Raw genomic sequence first — 22304 nt, 5'->3', positions numbered from 1 at the left:
TAACCCGGTACACTATACTGCCAATTAAACTTTACAGTCTGATAACCTGTGGACTTTTTAACGGGTTAGCCCGTAAGACCGAGACACTTAATGCCCTTGATCAGTTCCAGACTCCCACTTTTACTTGCGGTCGCCGCCCTACTGGCCATGGTGGCGTCCACTTCCTGGCAGGGTTATCAATTCTGGCAGGCTGAACAGAACCAGGCTGCGGGCTTGGCTACAACGTCTGCTGAACCCAGAACGGTCTCGACTCAGGCGCCTGATATCAATCTTGGCGAGGTATCACTGTTTGGGGACGAGGATCAGGCTGAAGTCGTTGAAGAACCTGATATCGACAACCTTCCGGAGACCAACCTGCAACTGGTCCTGCGTGGCGTCATGTCTGCTTCAGGCGATTTTCCCGGAAGCGCTCTTGTGGAAGACGCCAAGAGAAATACAGAGGCCTACATCGTTGGGGAAGAACTGCCGGGCAACGCCACGTTAAAAACCGTGCGCCCCGATCGCATTGTGATCGAACGATCAGGCGCACTGGAAAGCCTGTATTTCCCAGAAGACGAAGACCGCTCGGGAATGGATGTGGCGGTTAATGACACAGGCTCGGAAAACGTCAATGCGGCTCAGGCTGGCTACGTCGAGCAACCAGCTCGACCTGCCAGCTTTGGCGGGCCGGAAAGTAACAGCGCCAGCGACAGCCGCCGGGAAGAGATCCGGAAACGCCTCGAGCAACTTCGCAACCGCCTGAGAAATAACAACTGAGGCGGCTATGGGAGAACGGGTCAGGCGGTTACCCCCTATTACACGCTACCTGCTAATCACCCTGCTTTGCACCGGCATTGCGCTGGCCAGCGTCAGGATCAGCGAAGAACTGCTGCGCTACGTTCAGACCGAATTCGGTGAACAGGCCGGTCAGCGACTTATCGACTGGCAAACTCTCAACGATGAAGGCAAAGATTGGGCGTTCCCCCTCAAGCTCGAGAGAGTCAATGCATTTTTCAACCAGGTCCGGTTTGTTAATGACATTCGTCACTGGGGAGAGGAAGACTATTGGGCGACACCTGTGGAGCTTTTGGCCACGAACGGCGGCGATTGCGAAGATTTCTCCATAGCCAAGTACCTCACCCTCAAAGCGATGGGCGTTCCTGACGAGCAGTTACGTATTGTTTACGTGAAAGCACTCGAACTGAATCAGGCTCATATGGTACTGGCCTGGTATCCAACACCCCTGGCGGACCCGCTGATACTGGACAATCTGACGGGCGACATCAAGCCGGCCTCGGAACGTAAGGACCTCGTGCCGGTCTACAGCTTTAACGGCGATGGCCTGTGGCTCAATCGCAGCAGAGGCGGCGACAAACGGATCGGCGAGGCCAAAAAGCTCAGCCGCTGGCAGGATCTGAACAGCCGGATTATCGAAAGTCTCAGATAACGCAAGGATCGACACGCTGGGACTTGAATATCGGCAGTAATCCGGCAACACTCTTGCTGGTTTTTTTGACCCTTATTGGGCAAGGCCCACTCGACCAAGGCAACGATGATGTCCGCCGCAGAGTACCTGCTTCCCTACGATTTCTCGCCTCTGACCATACTCGCCTATGTACTGGTGCTTGGTTTTTACGCCTATGGCCTGTTTGGCATGCCGGAATCGGAACGCCCGGGCGGTGGTCGGATTTTTGTGTTCTGTCTAGGCGTTCTGCTGTGCTATGCGGTGATGCAGACACGCTTCGATTACTATTCCCAGTACATGTTCTTCGTTCACCGCGGCCAGCATCTGATTCTTCACCACCTGGGACCAATACTGATTGCCTTGTCCAACCCATTGCCGGTCATGCAACACCTTTATCGCCAGATTCCAAAGGCACTAAGACCGTATCTGGCGCCAGTCGGGTGGATTTACCGAGTGCTGCAACAACCGGCGCTGGCCTCTTTTCTGTTTTTCGGCCTCATCTATTTATGGCTTTGGCCACCGATACACTTTGATGCCATGCTCAGCCGGGACCTCTACTGGGTCATGAACTGGAGCATGCTGCTGGACGGTTTGCTGTTCTGGTGGCTTATCTTTGATCCCAGGTCTCCCATCACCACGAACGCCCTCGGCTACGGCAAGCGAATGCTGTGTTTGGCCGTGGTAGCTATTCCCCAGATGATTCTTGGCGCAATCATCGTGTTCTCTAGAGGTATGGTTTATGACGTATACGAAGTATGCGGACGTGCCTGGCCAATGCCTCCGGAGACCGATCAGTTACTAGGCGGCCTGCTGACATGGATACCGCCGGCAATGATGAGCATTCTCGGCATACTGATAATTTTACGCAGGGCGATGAGGGACGATGTCAATCGGCCTACCCACGCCCGGGCAAAGGAGGTCACTCAATGAACATTCCGGCAACCGTTCAAAACAGGTTCATCTGGGTTCTCAGCCTAATGATTCTGATCGCAGGTTGCTCGAACAGCGACCGGAATTGGAATGCCAAAGACATCAGCGGCCTGATGCCGGAGCTTGAATATGAACTGATCAACGCCTCCGGTGAGCCGGTAACCGCCGAAGCCAATGCGGGCGCGGTTAGATTGATGTTTTTCGGCTTTACCTCCTGCCCGGACATCTGCCCCACAACCCTTCAGAAGCTGTCTCGGGTCGTCAAAGAGCTTCCAGACGAGGCTAAAAAGAACGTTGAGATACTGTTTGTCAGCGTGGACCCCAAACGGGACACGCCAGAGCGAATCAAAAATTACGTCGAGTTCTTCGGTGATCGCATAACCGGCCTGACAGGTCCTGAGAAAAATCTGCGGCAACTCAGCAAGCGTTACCGGACAACCTTTGGCTACGAAGACCCTGATGAAAAGGGCAATTACGCGGTATCACACAGTGGCGCGGTTTATGTATTTGATCGCCAGGGTCGAGCCCGCTTGCTGGTCAGACCCGAGCAGAGCGTGGACGAAATAAGGGAAGATATTTTGGCGCTCGCCACGGGCAGAGCTTGAGACCCACCGGAAGCCTTTCCCATGAAAGGTGGTACGATTTGGATGGCATTAATCGAACCAAAAGACGTTTTTTCATCCGATGCCGTGTTCATTTGCCACTTGGCGAGTCTCAACTAATATAAAACCAACCATGTCGAACCAAGAGCGCTGACTTGCTGATACGTGCCTTCCTGAATTCCTCCGATGCTGGGACGAGCGCTGCCACTGGCAAAGCGCCGTTCGAGGAATTTGCCCGTAAAAAGGGGCACCGAGTTGGTGTTTATTACAACGAACAACGCCCTGCCGAACACCGCTCAGGGCTTTTTCGACTTCTGCGTGATAAAGGGCTGGCAATAGCGACGCAGGGACGCTCGACCCGCAAAGCCACGAATTATTCGAAACAGGAACTGCACCGGCTGTTGAGAGAAGCGAGACCTGGCGATGTGCTTTTAGTGAACCAGGCACATTCGCTTCCCAACCTTCTGGAAGATGACTGGGACCACTTTCGTCAGAAAATCAGGGAACGGAAACTCAGGCTGGTATCGCTGGACGTCGAGTCGTCCTGGGCAATGGTCACCGGTGACAGTGGAATGGCGATGGTCGCCGAGCAACTCACCGGCGTCATGCTGGATATGCTGGAAATCTCGAGCTCACAAGGCTACCAAACCCATCGACGTCGACAATTGCAAGGAATTGCCAGGGCAAAAGAACAGGGAAAATACAAAGGGCGGCCCGTCGATCACCACAAACACGAACGCATTATGGAGCTTTTGCAGGATGGGAAAAGCTGGTCCGAGATCTGCCGTGAAACAGGGGTTTCCAGGTCAACGATCGCTCGTGTCGTGAAATCCGGTGGTTAACGGAATCTGGAGAAAAATGGAGGCGCGGGTCGGAATCGAACCGGCGTTAACGGAGTTGCAGTCCGCTGCATAACCACTCTGCCACCGCGCCGGGATACTGTCCGAAAGACATCGGATAAGGCTTGAATTGGAGCGGGAAACGAGATTCGAACTCGCGACCCCAACCTTGGCAAGGTTGTGCTCTACCAACTGAGCTATTCCCGCTTGATCAACGTGGGCGTATTCTACGGATTCGACCGTTTCCGTCAACCACTTTTTAAAAATTTTGTTTTACTTCAGGTGTTAACGACATGTCGTCAGCCGGCGAACTTAAAGTAGAGGGTAACCGACTGGTTCTCAGCGGCAACTGGACCCTGCCCCACTATGCGGACCTGAGGTCGCGAATTAGCGCTGTCCACATTGATACATCCTCTGTTTTCGACAAAACCAACCTGGAAGAGATCGACCAGCTGGATACTGCCGGCGCCTCGTTACTGGTAGAGCTTTTCGGGGTTCGCGGTATTAAACAGCTGATATCCACCGATGCTGCTATGAGTCGTGAACGGCGAGACATGATCAACATTGTCATCCAGTCGCTCGATAATGACGCTACGCCAGAGTCTCAGGCGGGCTTTGATGTCAGGGTATCTCTGGCCCGGATGGGTCGTCGCATTGTTCATGCGGTTAATCAGCTCATGTTGCTGATTGGCTTCGGTGGGCAGCTGATCGAAATATGTCTGGCCATTTTCTGGCAGCCCCGTCGCTGGCGCGTCACATCTTTTGTTGCCCACCTTCATCAAACCGGATTGAATGCCCTACCGATAGTCGCCCTGCTTTCATTTCTGGTGGGGGCCGTTGTCGCCTTTCTGGGCGCAACGGTTCTCGAGGATTTCGGCGCGACAATCTACACGGTGAACCTGGTCGCTTTCTCTTTCCTGCGAGAATTCGGCGTTATGCTGGCGGCCATCCTGGTTGCCGGTCGCACCGCCAGTGCTTACACGGCTCAGATTGGCTCCATGAAAGCCAATGAAGAAGTCGACGCCATTCGCACGCTGGGGCTCAGCCCCATGGAGTTGCTGGTTGTACCCCGTGTCATGGCGATGGTTGTGGCGCTTCCCATTCTGGCGTTGACCGGCATGGTCAGCGGCATCGTTGGTGGTTCGCTGGTTTGCATAGTGTCGCTGGATATTGCCCTGCCACAAATTTTGCACATTCTGCAGGAGCGAATTGGCGTTATTCATTTCTATGTGGGCATCAGTAAGGCGCCGGTGTTTGCGTTTGTGATCGCAATGATCGGTTGCCTTGAAGGCTTTAAAACCCGCGGTAGCGCACAGTCTGTCGGTGAGCACACAACGTCCGCCGTGGTACAGTCCATTTTTATGGTAATCCTGCTGGACTCCATTGCGGCAATCTTTTTCATGGAGATGGGATGGTAAACCAGACCGCGCAGAACAGCTCAGAGGTCATAAGAGTGAGCGGGCTTCATAACCGATTTGGCACCCAGGTCGTTCATGAGAGCCTGAACCTGGACGTTCAGAGGCGCGAAATCCTTGGCGTTGTGGGTGGTTCTGGTACCGGTAAGTCTGTGCTGTTGAGGTCCATTGTTGGACTCCACAAACCGGATCAGGGGGATATTCGGCTGTTTGGTCAGGCGCTGAGTGATCTGTCGCCCGACCAGAAATCGAGACTGGAAAGGCGCCTGGGCGTGTTGTTTCAGGGCGGCGCTCTTTTCACGTCATTGACCGTTCAGGAGAACGTCGCGCTGCCGCTGATAGAGCATTTCAATTTGAGTCGGAAGGACGCCGAGCATCTTGCCAAAACAAAACTGGGTCTGGTGGGGTTGTCTTCAGACGCACTGGACAAGTACCCGGCCATGCTGTCCGGGGGCATGGTGAAGCGTGCCGCATTAGCGCGCGCTCTGGTGCTGGATCCCGAAATTCTATTTCTGGACGAACCCACGGCAGGCCTCGATCCGATCGGGGCCGCCGCTTTTGACCGCTTGATCGTTACCCTGCGCAACGCCCTGGGGTTCACTGTGTTCCTGGTGACACACGACCTGGATACGCTATATACCAGTTGCGATCGGGTGGCGGTTCTGGCAGATAAAAAAGTGTTGATCTCGGATAAGATATCCGTGGTTGAATCGACAGATAACGACTGGATTAAGGCCTATTTTCACGGCCCACGGGGACGAAGCAGCCGACTGGCCGCCACACCGAATGAAAGGGAAGTCTGAACATGGAGCCAAGGGCACATCACGTATTGATAGGGCTGTTCGCGCTGGTAGCCCTTGCCAGCGGGCTGTTTTTTGCCCTTTGGCTAAACAGCTCGGACAACAATCAGGACTACACCCACTACGAGATTGTCTTTAAGCAAGGAGTCAGCGGCCTGACTGAAGGCAATCCGGTCAAATACAGCGGTATTCGTGTGGGCGATGTCGCTCAATTGAGGCTGGACCCAAAAGATCCGAGAAACGTGCGCGCGCTTGTCCGTGTCTACAGCGAGGTTCCCATCCGCGAGAATACCCGGGCCGGACTGGCAATTACGAACATCACAGGCAGTATGAGCATCGAATTGGAGGGAGGCACCCCTGATCGCCCGATTCTTGAAGGCTCTCGCGACAACCCACCGGTCATTTATGCGGAGCCGTCAGCGCTGAACTCCCTTATGAAAACAGGCGAGAATCTGCTGGGTAAGCTGGACCAGTTGCTGACCAATTCGAATCGCGTTATGTCAGAACAGAACATTGAGAACCTGACCGAAAGCCTGTCAAACCTTCAGACACTGTCTTCTGGACTCATGGCCAAGCGAGAGGAAGTGAATGCCGTGTTTGATCGTTTAAAAGACATCACCCGGCAAACCAGAACAACGCTGGACATCTACCAAAAGGTGGGCAACAAGGCAGGTTCCCTGTTGGATAACGAGGTTCAGAACTTTGTGGCTTCTGCTCAGGATGCCACCCAGACCCTGACTCTCGTGACCGCCAGAATCGACAGGCTGTTGGCAGATAACCAGGAGGCACTCGGTCGAGGGATGCAGGGTGTCGGCGAGCTCGCCCCTGCCCTCAGAGATATGCGAGCAACACTGACTAACCTGAACGGCCTGATTGATCGTCTTGAGGAAGACCCTGCTGGCCTTTTACTTGGCAAAGAACCTTTGCAGGAGTTTCAACCATGACGTTTTATAACGGCGTGTTTTCCGCAGTGCTGTTGATACTGGTTCTGAGTGTTAGCGGCTGCACAGTGCTCCCGGAACGGACCGCCAAACAGACGTTTTTACTGGCATCGCCAGATTTTGAAGCCAGTCCCGACCCACTTCCATTCACCTTGAGGGTTCTCACGCCGGATACAGAAGCCCCACTCAATGGCACTAGCATTCTGGTTCGCCGAGATAATCACACGATTCAATCATACAGAGGTGCCAGGTGGGCAAAGGCCATGCCACTGCTTATTCGGGATTACTGGCTTGGGGCGCTCAGACAGGCGGGGGCTTTTCAGGCCGTCATTCATGACACCAGCGATGCAAACAGTCATCTCTCACTGATCAGCGACCTGACGGCCTTCCAGCTGGAATATCATGATGGCCAGGAGCCCGGACCAACCGTTGTTATCACGGTAGACGCCCAACTTACCGAAAGTAAATCCGGCGACGTATTGGCCGCCAGACGCTTCAATGTTCAGGAGCGCGCTCAGGCGAAACCCGTTGAGGATCTGGTCGTTCGCTTTTCTGCGGCCAACCGGGCATTGGCTGACGAGCTGGTGCAATGGGCAGAAGCAGTCAGTCGCGATGCTTTTCAGGAAACAGATCAGGCCAAGCCGCTTTAAGGTAGAGAATCATTGACCAGAGCGTCAGTACGGCCGCCATGTACAGCAGGCCGAGCCCTACGTACGTCCACGACTGGCCTGCAGGATAAGCCAGCAAGAGCGTAATAGAGAACATTTGAGCGGTCGTCTTTACCTTACCGATGTAGGAAACCGCAACACTCGCCCTGCTCCCGATTTCCGCCATCCACTCTCGCAGCGCAGAAATCACGATTTCCCGCCCAATGATGACGGTCGCAGGAATCGTCAGAATGAAACTGGAATGTTCTTCAATCAGCACGGTCAGCGCCACGGCGACCATCAGCTTATCAGCAACCGGATCAAGAAACGCGCCAAACGGCGTGCTTTGATCCAGTTTGCGAGCGAGATAGCCATCGAGCCAGTCGGTGGCAGCAGCAAACGCGAATATCATCGCGCTGACCAGATAACTCCACTGCACGGGCAGATAAAAAATGATCACGAACACCGGGATCATAAGGATCCGGGAAAGCGTGAGAATATTGGGTAAATTCATGGCGTCCTTACTCGTCGTGCAGTGCTGCGTATATGGTTTCTGCCAGTTGGCGGCTGATACCCTGTACCTTGCTCATTTCGTCAACGCTGGCTTTTTTCAGATCCTGGATGCCACCGAAATAGCGAATAAGATCACGGCGTCGCTTTGGACCGACACCCTCAATGCCCTCGAGCGTTGAACTGCGTCGCTTTTTATCCCGCCTGGCTCGATGCCCGGTGATGGCAAAGCGATGCGATTCATCACGGATGTGTTGAATCAGGTGCAGGGCCGGTGAGTCGGCAGGAACCCGGAACACATCGCCGGTCATGGCATCGATCAGCTGCTCCATACCGGCTCGACGGGTAACGCCCTTCGCCACGCCGATGAGCGGAATATCGGTAATCTCCAGCTCATCAAACACTTCCCTTGCGATGCCGAGCTGCCCTTTACCGCCATCAATAAACACCAGGTCCGGCCGCTTTCCTTCGCCGGACACCATGCGTTTGTAGCGGCGGGTCAGTACCTGACGCATGGCGGCGTAATCATCACCGGCTTTCACACCATCAATGTTGTACAGGCGATAGTCGCTTTTTACCGGCCCATTCTCGTCGAAAACCACGCAGGATGCGACCGTGTTTTCGCCCTGGCTATGGCTGATATCAAAACACTCCATCCGGGTGGGTGTTTCCGGAAGCTCCAGCAGGTCTTTCAGGGCCAGAAGCCGTCTATAGACCGTTTCCTTGCTGGCGATATGCGTCAACAGGGTTTGCCGGGCATTGGTCATCGCCAGCTCAATCCAGCGCCTGCGCTCGCCTCTTACGTTTTTGCGTATTCGGGTTTCGCGGCCAGCGGTTTCCGTCAGGGCCTGAGCGAGCAGCTCCTGGCCTTCAACATCAATCGGAACCAGAATGTCTGCCGGTATTTCCCGCCGCGTACTGCCACCGAAGTAATACTGTCCCAGGAAGGCTCCCAAAAGGTCTTCCTCCGACTGTTCGATACTGAATCGGGGAAAGTAATCCTTGGTGCCCAATACCCGACCGCCGCGAACAATAATCACGACAATACAGACAACGCCAGCGTCCTGGGCAATGGCGACGACGTCGGCATCGCCTCCCTCACCGTCAACGCTCTGCTGCTCCTGAACATGACGAAGATGGTTAATCTGATCACGATAGGCTGCCGCTTTCTCGAACTGCAGCTCTTTGGACGCAGTCTCCATTTCATTCATGAGATCTTGCAGGATTGCCGGGTTCTTCCCTTCCAGAAACATGGTTGCTCGACGAACGTCTGCCAGGTAGTCCTCTGGCGAAATAAACCCGACACAGGGTGCGGTACAACGATTGATCTGATACTGGAGACAAGGGCGTGTTCTATTTCTGAAATAGCTTTCACTACAGGATCTTATGCGGAATATCTTCTGTAGAATATTAAGACTTTCCTTGACCGCGCCAGAGCTGGGAAATGGCCCATACCAGGTACCCCCACCTTTTTTGGTGCGACCACGCCTGAAAGTCAGTGATGGATAGTCATCATGGGCGGACCGATAGATGTAGGGATAGGACTTATCGTCGCGGAGAAGGATATTGTAAGGCGGTCGCAACGACTTGATCAGATTTTGTTCGAGCAGCAAAGCTTCGGTTTCGCTGCCGGTTATCGTGACTTCAATCGACTCGATTCTGGCGACAAGTGCTTCGGTTTTTGGCGCGAGACCGGATTTTCGGAAGTAACTGCTGACCCGTTTTTTCAGGTTGCGGGCCTTGCCTACATACAGAACATTTCCGGATGCGTCGTACATCCGGTAAACCCCCGGTCTTTCGGTCAGGCGTTTCAGAAAATGCTTGATATCAAAGGTACGGCCAGTCTCTTGCTCGCCTGCCTGTTCGCCGGCTTCAGACCTGGTCGGCATCGAGCAACCCGAGCCTGACTGCCATCAACGCCAGTTCAACGTCACTGGAGATTTCCAGCTTTTCAAAAATCCGGTAGCGATAGCTGTTTACGGTTTTCGGGCTGAGGCAGAGCTTGTCTGAAATATCCTGCACTTTCTGGCAGTCAACAACCATCATGGCGATCTGCATTTCGCGTTCAGATAACCGATCGAATAACTGCAATTGACCGTCTTCCTCCCGAACATCACCCCCGCCCAACTGCTTGAGCGCCATTTTCTGGGCGATTTCCGGGCTAATGTATCGCTGTCCCGAATGGGCCATGCGAATCGCGCGCACCATCTCTTTGATGTCCGCGCCCTTGGTGATATAAGCCGTTGCGCCGGCCTGCATGACCCGTGTGGGATAGGGATCGTCCGCGCAGGCCGTCACAACGATCACCCGGATAGAGTCATCAATACGAAGAATGCGGCGAGTTGCTTCAAGTCCTCCAATACCCGGCATACGGATATCCATGAGCACAATGTCGGGCGCATCCTTGCGTACAAAATCAACCGCGTCTTCACCTGAAGATGCCTGGCCAATGACTTCAATGTCCGGGTTGTCGGCAAGCATCCGGGTAATACCGGATCGGACCAATTCATGGTCATCTACAACCAATACCCTGATCAAACTTCACCTCATAATCGACATATGCAAAAGCGATGTGGATTGTACCGGTTAAACCCTGCCTTCGATAGCTGCAAAATGCATACATTACCGACTTCAATGGCTATTTCGGTTGACTCAATCCTGCCGTATTTTCTACCGGATCAAACCAGACCACCAGATCCCCGCGGTCTACCGCTGCTCTCACCTGCTTCTTCTCATCCATCGGATTTTCCGTGTCGTTCAGGCCATGGTAACGCGTACAATACTCGTCAATCAGCCCGTCAATCTGATCCTCGGTGAGCAGCTCGGTGTCTATCGTGAATTTTTCCTGTCTGGGGTCCGGTTGGCCCAGGTTTCCGGCCTCGTCGGTCATCTGATTCTCCTCACTTGCTTTCATGATAAAGCCTTTACGAATGAGGTAGAAGGCCCCAAGGATTGGCAAATTTGACGTAAACTGAATACGTTAGAGCAACAATCCGGGAGATCCGCATGTCTGAAGAACGAATCACCCTTCTGGTAAGTGGCAAAGTTCAGGGAGTCAGCTACAGGGCGTCAACGGCTGAAGCGGCTCAAAGACTTGACCTCAACGGTTATGCCCGAAATCTGTCAGATGGCCGTGTAGAAGTCGTGGCTGAGGGAGCTGGCGAAGCCCTTGTCGCGCTGGAGCAATGGTGCCGACAGGGACCGCCGGCAGCCCAGGTCATTTCTGTCGAATCAGAAAAGGCGTCAGCGACCGGTGAGTTTCACAGCTTTGACGTCAGATAGCCAATGTCGCTCGTCGAAACCTTTCTAAATACGCTTGAAACCACCTTGCCGGTGTTTGCGATGGTGTTCATCGGCCTGGGCCTCAGGCGTCTGGGATGGATTGATGCCGGATTTATCAATACCGCGTCCACTCTGGTGTTTAAGGCAACCCTGCCGACGCTGGTATTTCTCAGCATCGTTCGGGCGGACTTGAACCAGACGCTCAACCTGCCACTGATACTGTTCTTTGTAGCGGCGACCCTGGTTGGCTTTTTACTCTGCTGGCTCTGGGCGCTGAAAACGGTGCCTGTGAACGACCGTGGGGTATTTATTCAAGGCGCTTTTCGGGGCAACTGCGGCATCGTTGGGCTGGCGCTGGCGGCCAACCTTTACGGTGACTATGGCCTGTCCGCCGGCGGTCTTTTACTGGGGGTGGTGATCATTGCATACAATACCCTGTCAGTCGTCGCTTTGACCGCTTACCAACCCGATGAAAAAACAAGCCTGAAAAAGGTGCTTGCCGACATTGCGCGCAACCCATTGATCGTTGCCGTGCTTATATCCATACCCGTGGCTTGGTCCGGTCTTGAGCTTCCTGAATGGGTGATGACCAGTGGCGATTATTTTGCGTCTCTGACCTTGCCTCTGGCTTTGTTGTGTATTGGAGGCACCCTGTCCCTGAAGGCAATGCGAGACGACCGTGCTCTGGCGCTTAACGCCTCCGTGCTAAAAATGATCGCGCTTCCCTTCCTCTGCACGTTCGCTGGCTGGCTAATCGGCTTTGAAGGGCGCGAACTGGGGTTGATGTTCCTTTACTTCGCAAGCCCGACTGCTGCTGCCAGCTTTGTGATGGTAAAAGCGCTCGGTGGCAACGAACGGCTGGCGGCCAATATCGTGGCTATGACAACGCTCGCTGCGAGTCTGACCATCACGCTGGGCGTGTTTTTGCTAACGACGGCAGGACTGATCTAGGTGTTCAGTTTTTTCATCCAGAACGTCATGGTTTTGGCTGTTTCTGACGATTGACCAACATCCTTCCAGCGATATTCGGTAGTAAGCTCCGGCTTTTTTTCGTAACCGCGATGACGCCAGAAATCGTCCAGAGCCTGATAGTCAGCTGGCCGAAGGGGGTGATTGAGCGGGCGCTCTACCGCGCAGAAACAACAGTGAGTGAACCCACCAAGCTCGTCGGCATAACCTTCACGCTGCTCGAAAAAGGCAACACCGATTCCCTGACCACGGTATTCGGGCAAGAGTACCGATTCACCAAAGTAAAAGATCGAATCCGGGTCGTAACCCCGCTCGACAAACGGCTTTCTGAACGCCTCGGTTTCATCGGCCATGGGAATGCCTGTGGCGGCGCCAACCACCCTGCCGGCATCGATCGCCAGCACGAAAAGACTTCTGGGTGACTGTGAGTAGGTTTGGATGTATTCAGCCTCATAACCCATGTCCCCATCGTAGAGATAGGGAAAGCTACGGAAAACGTCCATTCTCAGTCGGGCAAGGTCACTGACATAGTCATTGATGTCAGCACCGATGAATCGTTTAAGCACTACAGCCATGGTTAATTCACTTCAAATTTCTTGGGATGTCGTCAAACATACCCTTTCGAGCAGGCAATAAAAAACCCCAGCAATGCTGGGGTCTTGTATTGGCGGAGAGGGAGGGATTCGAACCCTCGAAACGGGTTAACGTTTACACACTTTCCAGGCGTGCGCCTTCAGCCACTCGGCCACCTCTCCTTTAAACTGTTTCAAATCAGCGGCTTTCTCGCTCATTTGAGGGCGCAAACTCTAATGGTTTTCGGGGCATTTGGCAACTCTCAATTTACAATCCACTCAACCGCCGACACTCCATCTGTGCCTCCGGTTCGTACTACAATGGGTGAATCAAGCCATTCACGAACCAGAGGGACAACACCTTGCTCAACATGGATTTCACACAGAAGGTTACGATTCGCAGCCGTGAGATGGACTGGACACCCAGCCCGGCAAAAGGCGTTTCGAGAAAACCACTGGCCCGCGAGGAAGCCGAACAAGGGCATGCCACCAGTATCGTTCGGTACGAGCCCGGCGCGAGTTTTTCCCGCCACGAACACCCGCTGGGCGAGGAAATCCTCGTGCTTGAGGGGGTATTTTCCGATGAAACCGGTGACTACGGCCCCGGCACCTACCTGAGAAACCCGCCGGGCAGCAGTCACGCGCCTTTCAGCAAGGAAGGCTGCGTCCTGTTTGTGAAGCTGCATCAATTCGATCAGAACGATTTTACGACGGTAAAGACCGATACCACGGACACTGCCTGGCTGCCGGGTAGAGGCGGTTTAGAGGTCATGCCCTTACACGAATTTGAGCAGGAACACGTCGCTCTGGTGAAGTGGCCAGCCGGAGAGGTCTTCCAGCCTCACAGGCACTTCGGCGGCGAAGAAATACTGGTGCTGTCAGGCGAGTTTTGCGACGAACATGGTCGATACCCTGCCGGAACCTGGATCAGGAGCCCTCATCTCAGCCAGCACACGCCCTTTGTTGACGAAGAGACCGTTATTTGGGTCAAGACGGGTCATCTGCCCTTCTAACGGGTTTCGTACCCTGATCCACAATGACGAGCTCCTGGAGATCAAACCCTTTTTCTCGAGCGACGGCCCGAAACTCTGCCAGGGTTTCCTCGCTCACCTCCGGTGTTCGAGATAGCAGCCACAGATACTCGCGGTTGTAGCCGGTGACGTAGGCGGTTTGATAACTGTCATCCAACCGGAAAACCACATAAGAGGCGTAAAAAGGCCCGAAGAAAGACACTTTTAAATGCCCCGCCGGGCCGCCTTCTACTGGAACCGCATGGCCTTCCGCTTCCTGCCAGCTGCCTTCTTCCCGGGAATAGCCCCGGTTAATGACCGTGAAACTGCCGTCGTCATTGATTGAGTATTCCGCAGTGACGTGTGTCAGCCCGCGCTCGAATGAATGGTCCAGGCGCGCAATTTCATACCAGGTGCCCTGATACTCCTTCAGATCGAGCTCTGATACTGGCTCAATGTCCTCCGGAAGACTGGTACATCCGGTGACCAATGCCACCCAGACAACCGAAAAAATCAAACGATAGAGCATGGACTACTTCTTGCGGTAAATGATGCCGGGGCTGCAATGCACCATCTCGTAGAGATGAGGCAACCCGCTCAAGGATTCTGAGGCTCCCAGTATCAGGTAACCCCCCGGGTTCAGCGTCGCGTGAATGCGGGTGAGGATATCTTTCTTCAATTCAGCGGAGAAATAGATCAGAACATTTCGGCACAGCACAATGTCGAACTTACCCAGCATGTAGCGCTCTAGAAGGTTCAGCTCGCGGAACTCCACCATGTTTTTGATGTTGGGTTTGATTTGCCAACTCCCGTTCATGGTTGGCGCAAAGAACTGCTTTTGCCGCTCAGGGGACAAGCCGCGGCCAATTGCGATCATTTCATATTCGCCGCGACGGGCGACTTCGAGCACGCTTTTGGAGATGTCAGTGGCGGTGATCTTCACGTCGCGAAGCTTGCCCGGCCGCTGGCGCCGGTATTCCTCAATGATCATGGCCACTGAATAGGGTTCTTGGCCGGTTGAAGAGGCTGCGGACCATATCCGTAGCGACTGGGAGGATTTACGGTCGGCAAATTCGGGCAGGAGACGCTCCTGGAGAATCCGAAAAGGATGGTTATCCCTGAACCAGAGAGTTTCATTGGTCGTCATCGCGTCAATGACAACTTCCCGCAAGCTTCGCCTGCCGGATCGTTTGATACCCTCCATCAGCTCAGTCAGTGTTGACAGATTATGTTCCTCCATAATCCGTCGCAGCCGGCTTTTGACCAGGTATTGCTTGTTATCGCCCAGCAGAATTCCGCACGCGTCCTGCAGAAACGACTTAAACGATTCGTATTCCTGTGGCGTAATGTCAGCTTTCATTGAATCCTGGTTACGGGTGAATCAATAATAAGAGGCCAGCCTATTGCTGATCATCAACGATTTCCATCACCCGTTCTGCCAATTCATCCGGGCTGAATTTTGCCATGAAGTCATCTGCCCCAACCTTTTTAACCATAGCCTTGTTGAACACGCCACTCAAAGACGTGTGCAGCATGATGAAAATGTCCCTGAGAGCTTCGTCCTCTTTCACCCGTGTCACAAGAGTGTACCCATCCATCTCCGGCATTTCGACATCCGAGATGACCAGGCAGAGGTGATCACGGGCTTTGGAACCGTCTGCCGTAATTTCTTTCAGGTAATCAAACGCCTGTTTGCCATCATTCTTCAGAACGACCTCCATTCCAATAGTGGTAAGACATCGTTCTATCTGCCTGCGTGCAACGGCTGAGTCATCAACGACGAGCACTGGTAGCAAACCGGGCTCCCTACTTTCGCTCTTCGAGCGGAGCTCATCGGTGACATCGTCTTCCAGTGGTGCAACTTCAGACAAAATCTTTTCTACGTCAATAATCTCAACCAGTTTTTCATCAATTCGAGTTACAGCGGTCAGATAGACGTCTTTGCCTGCTCCTTTCGGGGGAGGCAAGATGTCTTCCCAGTTCATATTAACGATGCGGTCGACGCCCGCAACGAGAAAACCCTGAGTTTTCCGGTTGTACTCGGTAATGATCACGAAGCTGGTAGCCATGTCCTCATTGGTTACGCCCGGAAGCCGAATGGACATTGCCAAATCGATTATCGGGATGGTTTCTCCGCGAATATGGGCGACCCCTCTCACCATAGGCCGACTGTTCGGTATAGACGACAGCTTAGGGCACTGCAGCACTTCTTTGACTTTAAACACGTTAATGCCGTAGACCTGCCGCCCCTTCAGTCGAAACAATAAGAGCTCCAGTCGGTTCTGCCCCACCAGTTGGGTGCGTTGATTAACACTGTCTAAAACCCCTGCCATTATTGTTCTCCTTCGCTTGCCAGCCGGCAACGGCATACGTTTTGCTTTTAACAGATTCAGGGTGTGATAACGGCTGTCCCTCAAAAAAGTTGAGAATTGGCCGGAATCCAATACCTTGCCTTTGTATAAACAGCATAGGACAAACTGAAGCGTATGCGCATCCTGATTTTAGTAACCGCTCTGTTAGCAGCCCTGAATTGCGTCGCTGCCCCAACATCATCAGAGCAAATTCGCCAAGCTGCTGACGCGTTCCTCAATACGTTTGCGGCCAACCAGTCCGAAAAGGGATTCAAGGTCTTTCATAGCATTGGGCAGCTGGATTCCCGCTTGTCTCTGGCAATCTGCGATTCAACCCCTGAGGTGACTTTCAGCGGTGAGCCGTGGGAATCTACCCAACCTTCTCTACTGGTGTCCTGCGAGGGAGAGCGGCCCTGGCGCATGTTCTTGCCGGTAACTCTTGAGATTCGTGGCCAGGCTCTGGTGGCTGCGCGTCCTCTGGCCAGAGGTCAGCGCATTACGGAAGCAATGCTGAAAACGGAACCGGTAGAAATGAACGCCACAAGGCGAAGCCCGATCCGCCAAAAGAATCAATTAATTGGCATGGAAATGCGTCGGGGCGTTAACGCCGGAACCGTTTTCACCGCGGATCTGTTGACCGCGCCTGACGCCATCACTCGGGGAGATCACGTTGTGATCACGGCAGAAACCGGTGGGTTCTCCGTCAGATCCAGAGGTAAGGCGCTTGGCAGTGGGGGTATCGGCGAACAGGTTTTGGTGGAAAATCTGTCCAGCGCGCGAACAGTGCGCGCGCGCATTACAGCCCCGGGCCAAGTAGAAATTCCGATGTAAAATTCCGGAAATCTCCGGCAAGATTCCACCACTGTCGGCAAGATGTTGCCGTTCGAACCCAGTCGGTAGACGAACAGGTTACATTTTTGAAACACTTACTAAAGGTCTGTGGGAAATTGCCGTTAAACAGATATAAATTTAAGAGGCTGCCTTCGGCGGCCATACAGCTAAGCAGGTATCACTATGTCAGTTGACTTTAATGGAATTGGCCCCGGCCAGGTCAACAATCAGAGGCCATCAGCGGACAAGGCGTCCGGCTCTCAGGCCCCTAATCAGACCGGCGCAGAGCAGCAGGCCAAGTCGCAAGCGACCAATGCCCGCGGCGAGAATGTTAATTTGAGCAGCCAGGCGAAAAACCTGAAGCAGCTCGAACAACAACTCGGCGATTATCCAGAAATGGACGATGACCGAATCGAACAGATTCGTTCCGCGCTAGAAAATGGCTCCTATAAGGTAGACGCAGAGAAGCTGGCCCAGAAAATGCTTGAGATGGATGAAAGCATTTTTGGGTGAGTGAACCATGTCGAACATCGATGACTTGAAAGACCTTCTGAATCAGGACATCCGCCAACTTGACCAGTTGAACGATGTCCTTATCCAGGAAAAAGCTCTTCTATCTTCCTCTGATGTAAAATCCCTCGAAGCGGTGACCCAGGAAAAGAATCGCCACCTCGGCGATATCCGCGAGCGCGCGAAGTCCAAGATCCGACTGCTTGTCGCCATGGGATTCAGGCCTGACCAGGGAGACCCCTCCCATTTTCTTCGCAGTGCAGGCCTGAAGGACGCTGTGGAACTCTGGGAAGACGCCTCACGCCGTCTGACAGCGTGTCAGTCGCTCAATCAGAACAACGGCCGCGTCATTGCGCATTTGCAGAAGCGTCTGTCCAGGCTGACAGAGATATTTCGGGGCGCGACCGGACAGGAAAAACTCTATGGCGCGAAAGGTCAGGAGCAGGCGGTTTCGCAAAGCAACATCCTCGCAAGCGCCTGACCCCGGACAACGATCGGTTTGGGCTAGCGGGCGTAAATGGTCATGCTGGTGTCAGCGCTGAACCGAACATCACTGATGGTAATGCTGCCCATGGAGGGGCTGGTGCCCACTCGGATATTTTCCATTCTAATCTGTTCAATTCTTTCCGGCATCGCCAGTTGAAGACCGCCATCGTTCTGAATCGAGAACCTTGGCACGTCCTGTCGATAGTGAACGCCTGAAATGGTCAGTTCCGAGTCCAGATAATTCAGCACCGGAACAAAGATGTTGGTCGCAAACTTCAGGGCTTCAATGGCATCCGGATCAGTGGCATCCGAACCACCCTCACCTATGGCGGCTCCGGGCATCGCCCTAACATCTGCAAACTGGCTGAACAGCTTTGAGTCTTGCTGACCGGACACCCCTGCCATTTCCGCATCCGTCATGGGCGTGAATTTTCCCTCGTTGATCATTTGGCCCGCCTCATCGGCAGCCGGCTCGCTGGACTGGCTGGTGGAGGCAAAACTGACCATCGGTTGCAGAGGCAGAACCACCATGGTGACAAGCGCCGCAGCGTGACGGTAACGGCTCTGGTGCTTTAGCACCCGGTGCAGTTCCCTTTCGGTGATCCACCCGGACTGGACAAATACTTCACCGAGTCGCTGGCCGGTTTCCCGCTGTAGCCGCAGACCATCGTCAAGTTGGCTCTCGGACAGGTAGCCCCGATTGACAAGCAAACGACCTAAGCGTGACTTTTCTTCATACCCCTGACGATTTTTCACGGCAGATCCCCTCAAACTGTTTGTGTTTCTCGCCGTACATCCGGGCCCGGCAAACTCAATGAACCTTGTTGCAAGACTAGTTCAGGAATTCTCCTGGGTGCGTTTCAGAAAAGGCCAACTCGGCAACTTTCTGTTAGCATCCTCCGTTGATGCCGGACCTCCTGCAGTATCGCAGGTATGAAGACCGTACCCATATTGATAGCGAGTATAGAATGCCAAATATCGTAAAACCGTTTCGTTGTGTGATCCCTGTCTTGCTAACTGTAACTTCACTGCTGGCGACGAGCCCAGTCTACTCAGACGAATCGCTGCCGAAAGCACTGATACAGACCAATTTGGGCAATATTGAAGTCACACTCAGGCCCGATCTTGCTCCTGAAACCGTTAACAATTTCAAACAGTATGTTGCGGATGATTTCTACGATGGCACCATTTTTCATCGGGTCATTCCGGGCTTTATGGTCCAGGGCGGCGGCTTTGACGCTCAGCTCAATAAACAGCCAACCCGTGGCCCCATCGTGAATGAAGCCAGCGAGACCGCTAAAAACCTACGCGGCACCATTGCCATGGCCAGAACCCGGGCACCGGATTCCGCCACTTCCCAGTTTTTTATCAATCTTACCGATAATGGGTTCCTGGACGCCGGGGTTCGAGGTGCGGGATATTCCGTATTCGGCAAGGTGTCGGGCGGCATGGGGGTTGTTGATGCCATCGCGTCGAAACCGACGGCGCGTCAGAATGGTATGGCGGATGTCCCTGTCGAACCTGTTGTGATTCAAGACATTATTCTGAAGCAGTGACAGGCGCAGCTCTTCCTCCAAGCGTTGAAACCGCCGCGATTGATTGGCAGGACGGTCTGCCTGTCTGCAAACGCTTCGGAGATGTCTATTTCAACCGTGATAATGGCATGGAGGAAACTCGCCATGTCTTTATCAAGCAGAACGATCTGTACAACCGTTTTGCCAGCGTTGGCGCAGGGGAGCACTTTGTCATCGCAGAAACAGGATTTGGCACCGGCCTGAATTTCCTTGCCACCTGGAAGCTCTGGAACGAGACAAACCCTGTTTCCGGTCGCTGTCTGCATTATATTTCTGTCGAGCGCTTTCCGCTGACCAGAAGCGATTTGTCGAAGGCCCTGGCGTTGTGGCCAGAACTCGACGAATTTGCTGCGGAACTGATGCAACAGTACCCACCTCCGACCCACGGGGCGCATCGGTTAGTTCTGGCCGGCGGATCTGTTCGCCTGACGCTATTTTTCGGCGATGTTCTCGCCGCACTCGACGCGCTCGAATTCACTGCCGATGCCTGGTTTCTCGACGGTTTTGCGCCGTCATGCAACCCGGACATGTGGCAGGAAAAACTGAGTAAAGAAGTCGCTCGCCACAGTCAGGCGGGTACAACACTGGCAACTTTCACTGCGGCTGGTTTCTTTCGTCGGCAATCTGCCCAATCTGGCTTTGAGATGGTCAAGGTACCGGGTTTTGGGCGCAAGCGAGACATGCTCACAGGGACTTTCTGCGGAGAATCCGTAGATTCGACTCAGCGATCGCCAGTACCAGAGTCAGTTACTATTGTCGGTGCCGGCATTGCCGGTTCGATGCTCGCTGCGAACCTCGCCGGCAGGGGAATCCGGGTCACGGTTGTGGATAAGGCCGACTCGGCGGCCCGTGGGGCCTCGGGCAATAGCCAGGGCGCTCTTTACGTCAAACTGGGCGTCGACTTTAGCGATCAGACGCAACTGGCACTAAGCTCGCTTCTTTTCGCCCAACGTTTTTACAGCCAATATGAACATTGTGGATGGCACCCTACCGGTCTCATCCAATTAGCACACAGCGACGCTGAAGCGGACCGACAGCGGCGCTTTCTCGAGAAAAACCAGTACCCTGAGTCGGTACTTCAGCCAGTCGACCCGACTGCGGCAACAGCACTGTCAGGCCTCGACGTGCCCTATTCCGGCTTATGGTTTCCTGCAAGTGGTTGGCTCAAGCCCGCCAGCGTATGCGATCAACTACTGAAGCATCCCGGAATCAAAACGAAGTTCGGCTTTGAGGTGGATTCCATCAAACCCATTGAAGGTGGCTGGCAACTGAATTCAATGAACAATGAGTTTTTGTCGTCCGAGCAGGTCATACTCTGCGGCGGCGCGGACACACCGGCACTGATTCCCCTTGACGGCCAATTCAGAATCAAAGCTATTCGGGGACAGATCACCGAAGTAGCCGAAGAATCGATCCAGAACCCATCGCTGGTGCTTTGCGGTCCGGGGTATGTGAATCCTGCCGATGGCGGCAGTGCTCTCATCGGTGCAACCTTTGACTTGCACAGTCAATCGTCGGAAGTCTCGGACTCAAGCGATCAGGAGAATCTGCAAATGCTCCGGGATTTTTTGCCCGCTGCATTCAATAATTCCGCCGATGTGACTCCTGGAGAGGCGATAAAAGGCCGGGTTGCCTTTCGCTGTACCACCCATGATTACCAGCCCATCGCAGGCCGATTGAAAACAGCTGACGGGGCGCCGCTGGAAGGGTTGTACCTGTGCACTGGCCTGGGCAGCAAGGGCCTTACCTACTCTGCCCTGATGGCCGAATACCTGGCGGATATAATCACGTCTCAGCCACTCTGCTTACCGCGGAACTTGATCAGGCGTGTGGACAGCCAGCGCTGTCATCGGCCTAAAGTTACGTGACTGTAAGCAGGTACCGCTCCAGAATCAGCCACAATTGCCGAAACACATTGTATAACGTCGACCGCGGAGTAAATTTCCATGTCTATTCATGTCAGTGAGCCGGGACGACCCATTGGCACCCGGTTGCCTGAAGTGTTTCGCGGCAGACGAGTTGGCGACGTAAGCGAACTCGAGCCTTCTGAGGCGATCAATGTCAGCCACAGCGATACAACGGATGGTGAATTTCAGCAAGCGGCCAACTCGGGACGCCATCGCGCACTGGAAGAATACGGAGCAGCCGCTTCAGGCGAACGAAAGGAGGATAGACCGTACCTCCCCGTTTCCAGGATTTGCACGCCCGTCGTTGTCTCACTCACAGCGGAAAGCACGATTGAGGAAGCGCTCGACACGATGGACGAGCGTGGCGTCAGCCACCTGGTTATTTCTGCCGAAGGCAATGTCGCCGGCCTTGTGGAGCTGCGCTGGTTGTTGGAGTGGCTTCATGCTAACCGCGATTCAGGGTCCGCCATTCACCTTGCAACCATTGAGTTGCCCGCTTTCCTGACCGCTTCACCTGAATCAGACGCCCACCAGCTTGCTCGCCTGATGCTCGCTCACCAGCTCAACGCCGCCCTGATCATAAATCCGGACGGGCAACCGGTGGGCATTGTAACCAGCACCGATTACCTTCGGTTATACGCAGATGCCGGTCGGCACGAGGGCAATGTTTAGGGTCTTTCCTCT

At 54.0% G+C, this 22304-nt stretch carries 27 protein-coding genes and 3 tRNA genes; 18 read left to right on the top strand and 12 right to left on the bottom strand.

Annotation, left to right across the window (positions count from 1 at the left end; all coding sequences use genetic code 11):
* The first annotated feature begins 90 nt into the window (after window positions 1-90).
* The 5 genes from QLQ17_RS08590 to QLQ17_RS08570 all read left to right on the top strand — a co-directional run bounded on the left by QLQ17_RS08590 (window position 91) and on the right by QLQ17_RS08570 (window position 3818).
* Window positions 91-756: a type II secretion system protein N gene (locus QLQ17_RS08590; RefSeq protein ID WP_283209172.1), complete on the top strand. Its 666-nt coding sequence runs from the start codon at window positions 91-93 to the stop codon at window positions 754-756.
* A 7-nt stretch (window positions 757-763) separates the two neighbouring features.
* On the top strand, window positions 764-1426 hold the full coding sequence (locus QLQ17_RS08585) for a transglutaminase-like cysteine peptidase (protein ID WP_283209171.1): 663 nt from the start codon (window positions 764-766) through the stop codon (window positions 1424-1426).
* A 108-nt stretch (window positions 1427-1534) separates the two neighbouring features.
* Window positions 1535-2374: a cytochrome c oxidase assembly protein gene (locus QLQ17_RS08580; protein ID WP_283209170.1), complete on the top strand. Its 840-nt coding sequence runs from the start codon at window positions 1535-1537 to the stop codon at window positions 2372-2374.
* Complete coding sequence (locus QLQ17_RS08575) at window positions 2371-2979, top strand: SCO family protein (protein ID WP_283209169.1); 609 nt, start codon at window positions 2371-2373, stop codon at window positions 2977-2979. The genes QLQ17_RS08580 and QLQ17_RS08575 overlap by 4 nt, the downstream gene beginning before the upstream one ends.
* Before the next feature lie 152 nt (window positions 2980-3131).
* Window positions 3132-3818: a helix-turn-helix domain-containing protein gene (locus QLQ17_RS08570; RefSeq protein ID WP_283209168.1), complete on the top strand. Its 687-nt coding sequence runs from the start codon at window positions 3132-3134 to the stop codon at window positions 3816-3818.
* A gap of 17 nt (window positions 3819-3835) precedes the next feature.
* Here QLQ17_RS08570 and QLQ17_RS08565 read toward each other — a convergent pair.
* Together QLQ17_RS08565 and QLQ17_RS08560 are read right to left on the bottom strand one after the other, a co-directional pair.
* Window positions 3836-3909 (bottom strand) — tRNA-Cys (locus QLQ17_RS08565).
* A 37-nt stretch (window positions 3910-3946) separates the two neighbouring features.
* Window positions 3947-4022 (bottom strand) — tRNA-Gly (locus tag QLQ17_RS08560).
* 86 nt (window positions 4023-4108) lie between these two features.
* Between QLQ17_RS08560 and QLQ17_RS08555 the strand changes: the two genes are divergently transcribed.
* The 4 genes from QLQ17_RS08555 to QLQ17_RS08540 are packed head-to-tail and all read left to right on the top strand — an operon-like array spanning window position 4109 to window position 7621.
* A complete protein-coding gene (locus QLQ17_RS08555; protein WP_283209167.1) occupies window positions 4109-5233 on the top strand; it encodes an MlaE family ABC transporter permease in 1125 nt (374 codons plus the stop codon).
* Entirely contained in the window at window positions 5227-6033 is an 807-nt protein-coding gene (locus tag QLQ17_RS08550; RefSeq protein ID WP_283209166.1) for an ABC transporter ATP-binding protein, read from the top strand. The genes QLQ17_RS08555 and QLQ17_RS08550 overlap by 7 nt, the downstream gene beginning before the upstream one ends.
* Before the next feature lie 2 nt (window positions 6034-6035).
* Window positions 6036-6974, top strand: a complete 939-nt coding sequence (locus QLQ17_RS08545; RefSeq protein WP_283209165.1) for an MlaD family protein — start codon at window positions 6036-6038, stop codon at window positions 6972-6974.
* The gene (locus QLQ17_RS08540) at window positions 6971-7621 is read left to right on the top strand and encodes an ABC-type transport auxiliary lipoprotein family protein (RefSeq protein WP_283209164.1); all 651 of its coding nucleotides are present in this window, start codon (window positions 6971-6973) and stop codon (window positions 7619-7621) included. Before QLQ17_RS08545 ends, QLQ17_RS08540 begins: the two co-directional genes overlap by 4 nt.
* On the opposite strand, the gene pgsA is transcribed toward QLQ17_RS08540, so the two are convergent.
* The 4 genes from pgsA to QLQ17_RS08520 all read right to left on the bottom strand — a co-directional run bounded on the left by pgsA (window position 7575) and on the right by QLQ17_RS08520 (window position 11018).
* Entirely contained in the window at window positions 7575-8132 is a 558-nt protein-coding gene (gene pgsA, locus QLQ17_RS08535; protein ID WP_283209163.1) for a CDP-diacylglycerol--glycerol-3-phosphate 3-phosphatidyltransferase, read from the bottom strand. The genes QLQ17_RS08540 and pgsA overlap by 47 nt on opposite strands.
* Before the next feature lie 7 nt (window positions 8133-8139).
* The gene (gene uvrC / locus QLQ17_RS08530) at window positions 8140-10017 is read right to left on the bottom strand and encodes an excinuclease ABC subunit UvrC (protein WP_283209162.1); all 1878 of its coding nucleotides are present in this window, start codon (window positions 10015-10017) and stop codon (window positions 8140-8142) included.
* Window positions 10001-10666, bottom strand: a complete 666-nt coding sequence (gene uvrY / locus QLQ17_RS08525) for a UvrY/SirA/GacA family response regulator transcription factor (protein ID WP_283209161.1) — start codon at window positions 10664-10666, stop codon at window positions 10001-10003. The genes uvrC and uvrY overlap by 17 nt, the downstream gene beginning before the upstream one ends.
* A gap of 100 nt (window positions 10667-10766) precedes the next feature.
* Window positions 10767-11018 (bottom strand): YheU family protein, encoded by a 252-nt coding sequence (locus tag QLQ17_RS08520; RefSeq protein ID WP_283209160.1) that lies wholly within the window; start codon window positions 11016-11018, stop codon window positions 10767-10769.
* Between the two features lie 116 nt (window positions 11019-11134).
* Here QLQ17_RS08520 and QLQ17_RS08515 point away from each other — a divergent pair, with 116 nt between their 5' ends.
* Window positions 11135-11410 (top strand): acylphosphatase, encoded by a 276-nt coding sequence (locus QLQ17_RS08515; protein WP_283209159.1) that lies wholly within the window; start codon window positions 11135-11137, stop codon window positions 11408-11410.
* Between the two features lie 3 nt (window positions 11411-11413).
* A complete protein-coding gene (locus QLQ17_RS08510) occupies window positions 11414-12361 on the top strand; it encodes an AEC family transporter (protein ID WP_283209158.1) in 948 nt (315 codons plus the stop codon).
* Here the strand turns inward: QLQ17_RS08510 and QLQ17_RS08505 are convergent.
* Entirely contained in the window at window positions 12358-12954 is a 597-nt protein-coding gene (locus tag QLQ17_RS08505; protein ID WP_283209157.1) for a GNAT family N-acetyltransferase, read from the bottom strand. The genes QLQ17_RS08510 and QLQ17_RS08505 overlap by 4 nt on opposite strands.
* Window positions 12955-13044: 90 nt before the next feature.
* Window positions 13045-13134, bottom strand: a tRNA-Ser gene (locus QLQ17_RS08500).
* Window positions 13135-13313: 179 nt separating this feature from the next.
* On the opposite strand from QLQ17_RS08500, the gene QLQ17_RS08495 reads away from it, so the two are divergent.
* Complete coding sequence (locus tag QLQ17_RS08495) at window positions 13314-13964, top strand: cupin domain-containing protein (RefSeq protein WP_283209156.1); 651 nt, start codon at window positions 13314-13316, stop codon at window positions 13962-13964.
* Here the strand turns inward: QLQ17_RS08495 and QLQ17_RS08490 are convergent.
* The 3 genes from QLQ17_RS08490 to QLQ17_RS08480 are packed head-to-tail and all read right to left on the bottom strand — an operon-like array spanning window position 13939 to window position 16294.
* Window positions 13939-14490, bottom strand: a complete 552-nt coding sequence (locus QLQ17_RS08490) for a lipocalin family protein (RefSeq protein ID WP_283209155.1) — start codon at window positions 14488-14490, stop codon at window positions 13939-13941. The two genes, QLQ17_RS08495 and QLQ17_RS08490, sit on opposite strands and share 26 nt — an antisense overlap.
* A 3-nt stretch (window positions 14491-14493) precedes the next feature.
* Window positions 14494-15321 carry a CheR family methyltransferase gene (locus QLQ17_RS08485; protein WP_283209154.1) on the bottom strand — a complete coding sequence of 276 codons (828 nt, stop codon included), beginning with the start codon at window positions 15319-15321 and terminating at the stop codon, window positions 14494-14496.
* Between the two features lie 40 nt (window positions 15322-15361).
* Complete coding sequence (locus QLQ17_RS08480; RefSeq protein WP_283209153.1) at window positions 15362-16294, bottom strand: chemotaxis protein CheV; 933 nt, start codon at window positions 16292-16294, stop codon at window positions 15362-15364.
* A gap of 153 nt (window positions 16295-16447) precedes the next feature.
* Here QLQ17_RS08480 and flgA point away from each other — a divergent pair, with 153 nt between their 5' ends.
* From flgA to QLQ17_RS08465, 3 genes are all read left to right on the top strand, one after another.
* Window positions 16448-17143, top strand: coding sequence for a flagellar basal body P-ring formation chaperone FlgA (flgA, locus tag QLQ17_RS08475; protein ID WP_283209152.1), 696 nt, complete (start codon window positions 16448-16450; stop codon window positions 17141-17143).
* A gap of 183 nt (window positions 17144-17326) precedes the next feature.
* Complete coding sequence (gene flgM, locus QLQ17_RS08470) at window positions 17327-17656, top strand: flagellar biosynthesis anti-sigma factor FlgM (RefSeq protein ID WP_283209151.1); 330 nt, start codon at window positions 17327-17329, stop codon at window positions 17654-17656.
* A 7-nt stretch (window positions 17657-17663) separates the two neighbouring features.
* Window positions 17664-18134, top strand: a complete 471-nt coding sequence (locus QLQ17_RS08465; protein ID WP_283209150.1) for a flagella synthesis protein FlgN — start codon at window positions 17664-17666, stop codon at window positions 18132-18134.
* A gap of 23 nt (window positions 18135-18157) precedes the next feature.
* Here QLQ17_RS08465 and QLQ17_RS08460 read toward each other — a convergent pair whose 3' ends face one another.
* Window positions 18158-18895, bottom strand: coding sequence for a cyclic di-GMP-binding domain-containing protein, MshE-related (locus QLQ17_RS08460; RefSeq protein ID WP_283209149.1), 738 nt, complete (start codon window positions 18893-18895; stop codon window positions 18158-18160).
* Window positions 18896-19116: 221 nt separating this feature from the next.
* On the opposite strand from QLQ17_RS08460, the gene QLQ17_RS08455 reads away from it, so the two are divergent.
* The 3 genes from QLQ17_RS08455 (at window position 19117) to QLQ17_RS08445 (ending at window position 22292) form a co-directional block, all read left to right on the top strand.
* Window positions 19117-19695 (top strand): peptidylprolyl isomerase, encoded by a 579-nt coding sequence (locus QLQ17_RS08455; RefSeq protein ID WP_502867381.1) that lies wholly within the window; start codon window positions 19117-19119, stop codon window positions 19693-19695.
* Window positions 19692-21581 carry a bifunctional tRNA (5-methylaminomethyl-2-thiouridine)(34)-methyltransferase MnmC2/FAD-dependent 5-carboxymethylaminomethyl-2-thiouridine(34) oxidoreductase MnmC1 gene (mnmC, locus tag QLQ17_RS08450; protein WP_283209147.1) on the top strand — a complete coding sequence of 630 codons (1890 nt, stop codon included), beginning with the start codon at window positions 19692-19694 and terminating at the stop codon, window positions 21579-21581. The genes QLQ17_RS08455 and mnmC overlap by 4 nt, the downstream gene beginning before the upstream one ends.
* Before the next feature lie 78 nt (window positions 21582-21659).
* Window positions 21660-22292: a CBS domain-containing protein gene (locus QLQ17_RS08445; RefSeq protein WP_283209146.1), complete on the top strand. Its 633-nt coding sequence runs from the start codon at window positions 21660-21662 to the stop codon at window positions 22290-22292.
* Window positions 22293-22304: the final 12 nt, after the last annotated feature.

The organism is Marinobacter sp. CHS3-4 (assembly GCF_030053415.1).
Lineage (GTDB): Bacteria > Pseudomonadota > Gammaproteobacteria > Pseudomonadales > Oleiphilaceae > Marinobacter.
Note: the sequence above shows the minus strand (reverse complement) of the source record. Positions and strands in the feature narration are given on the sequence as shown.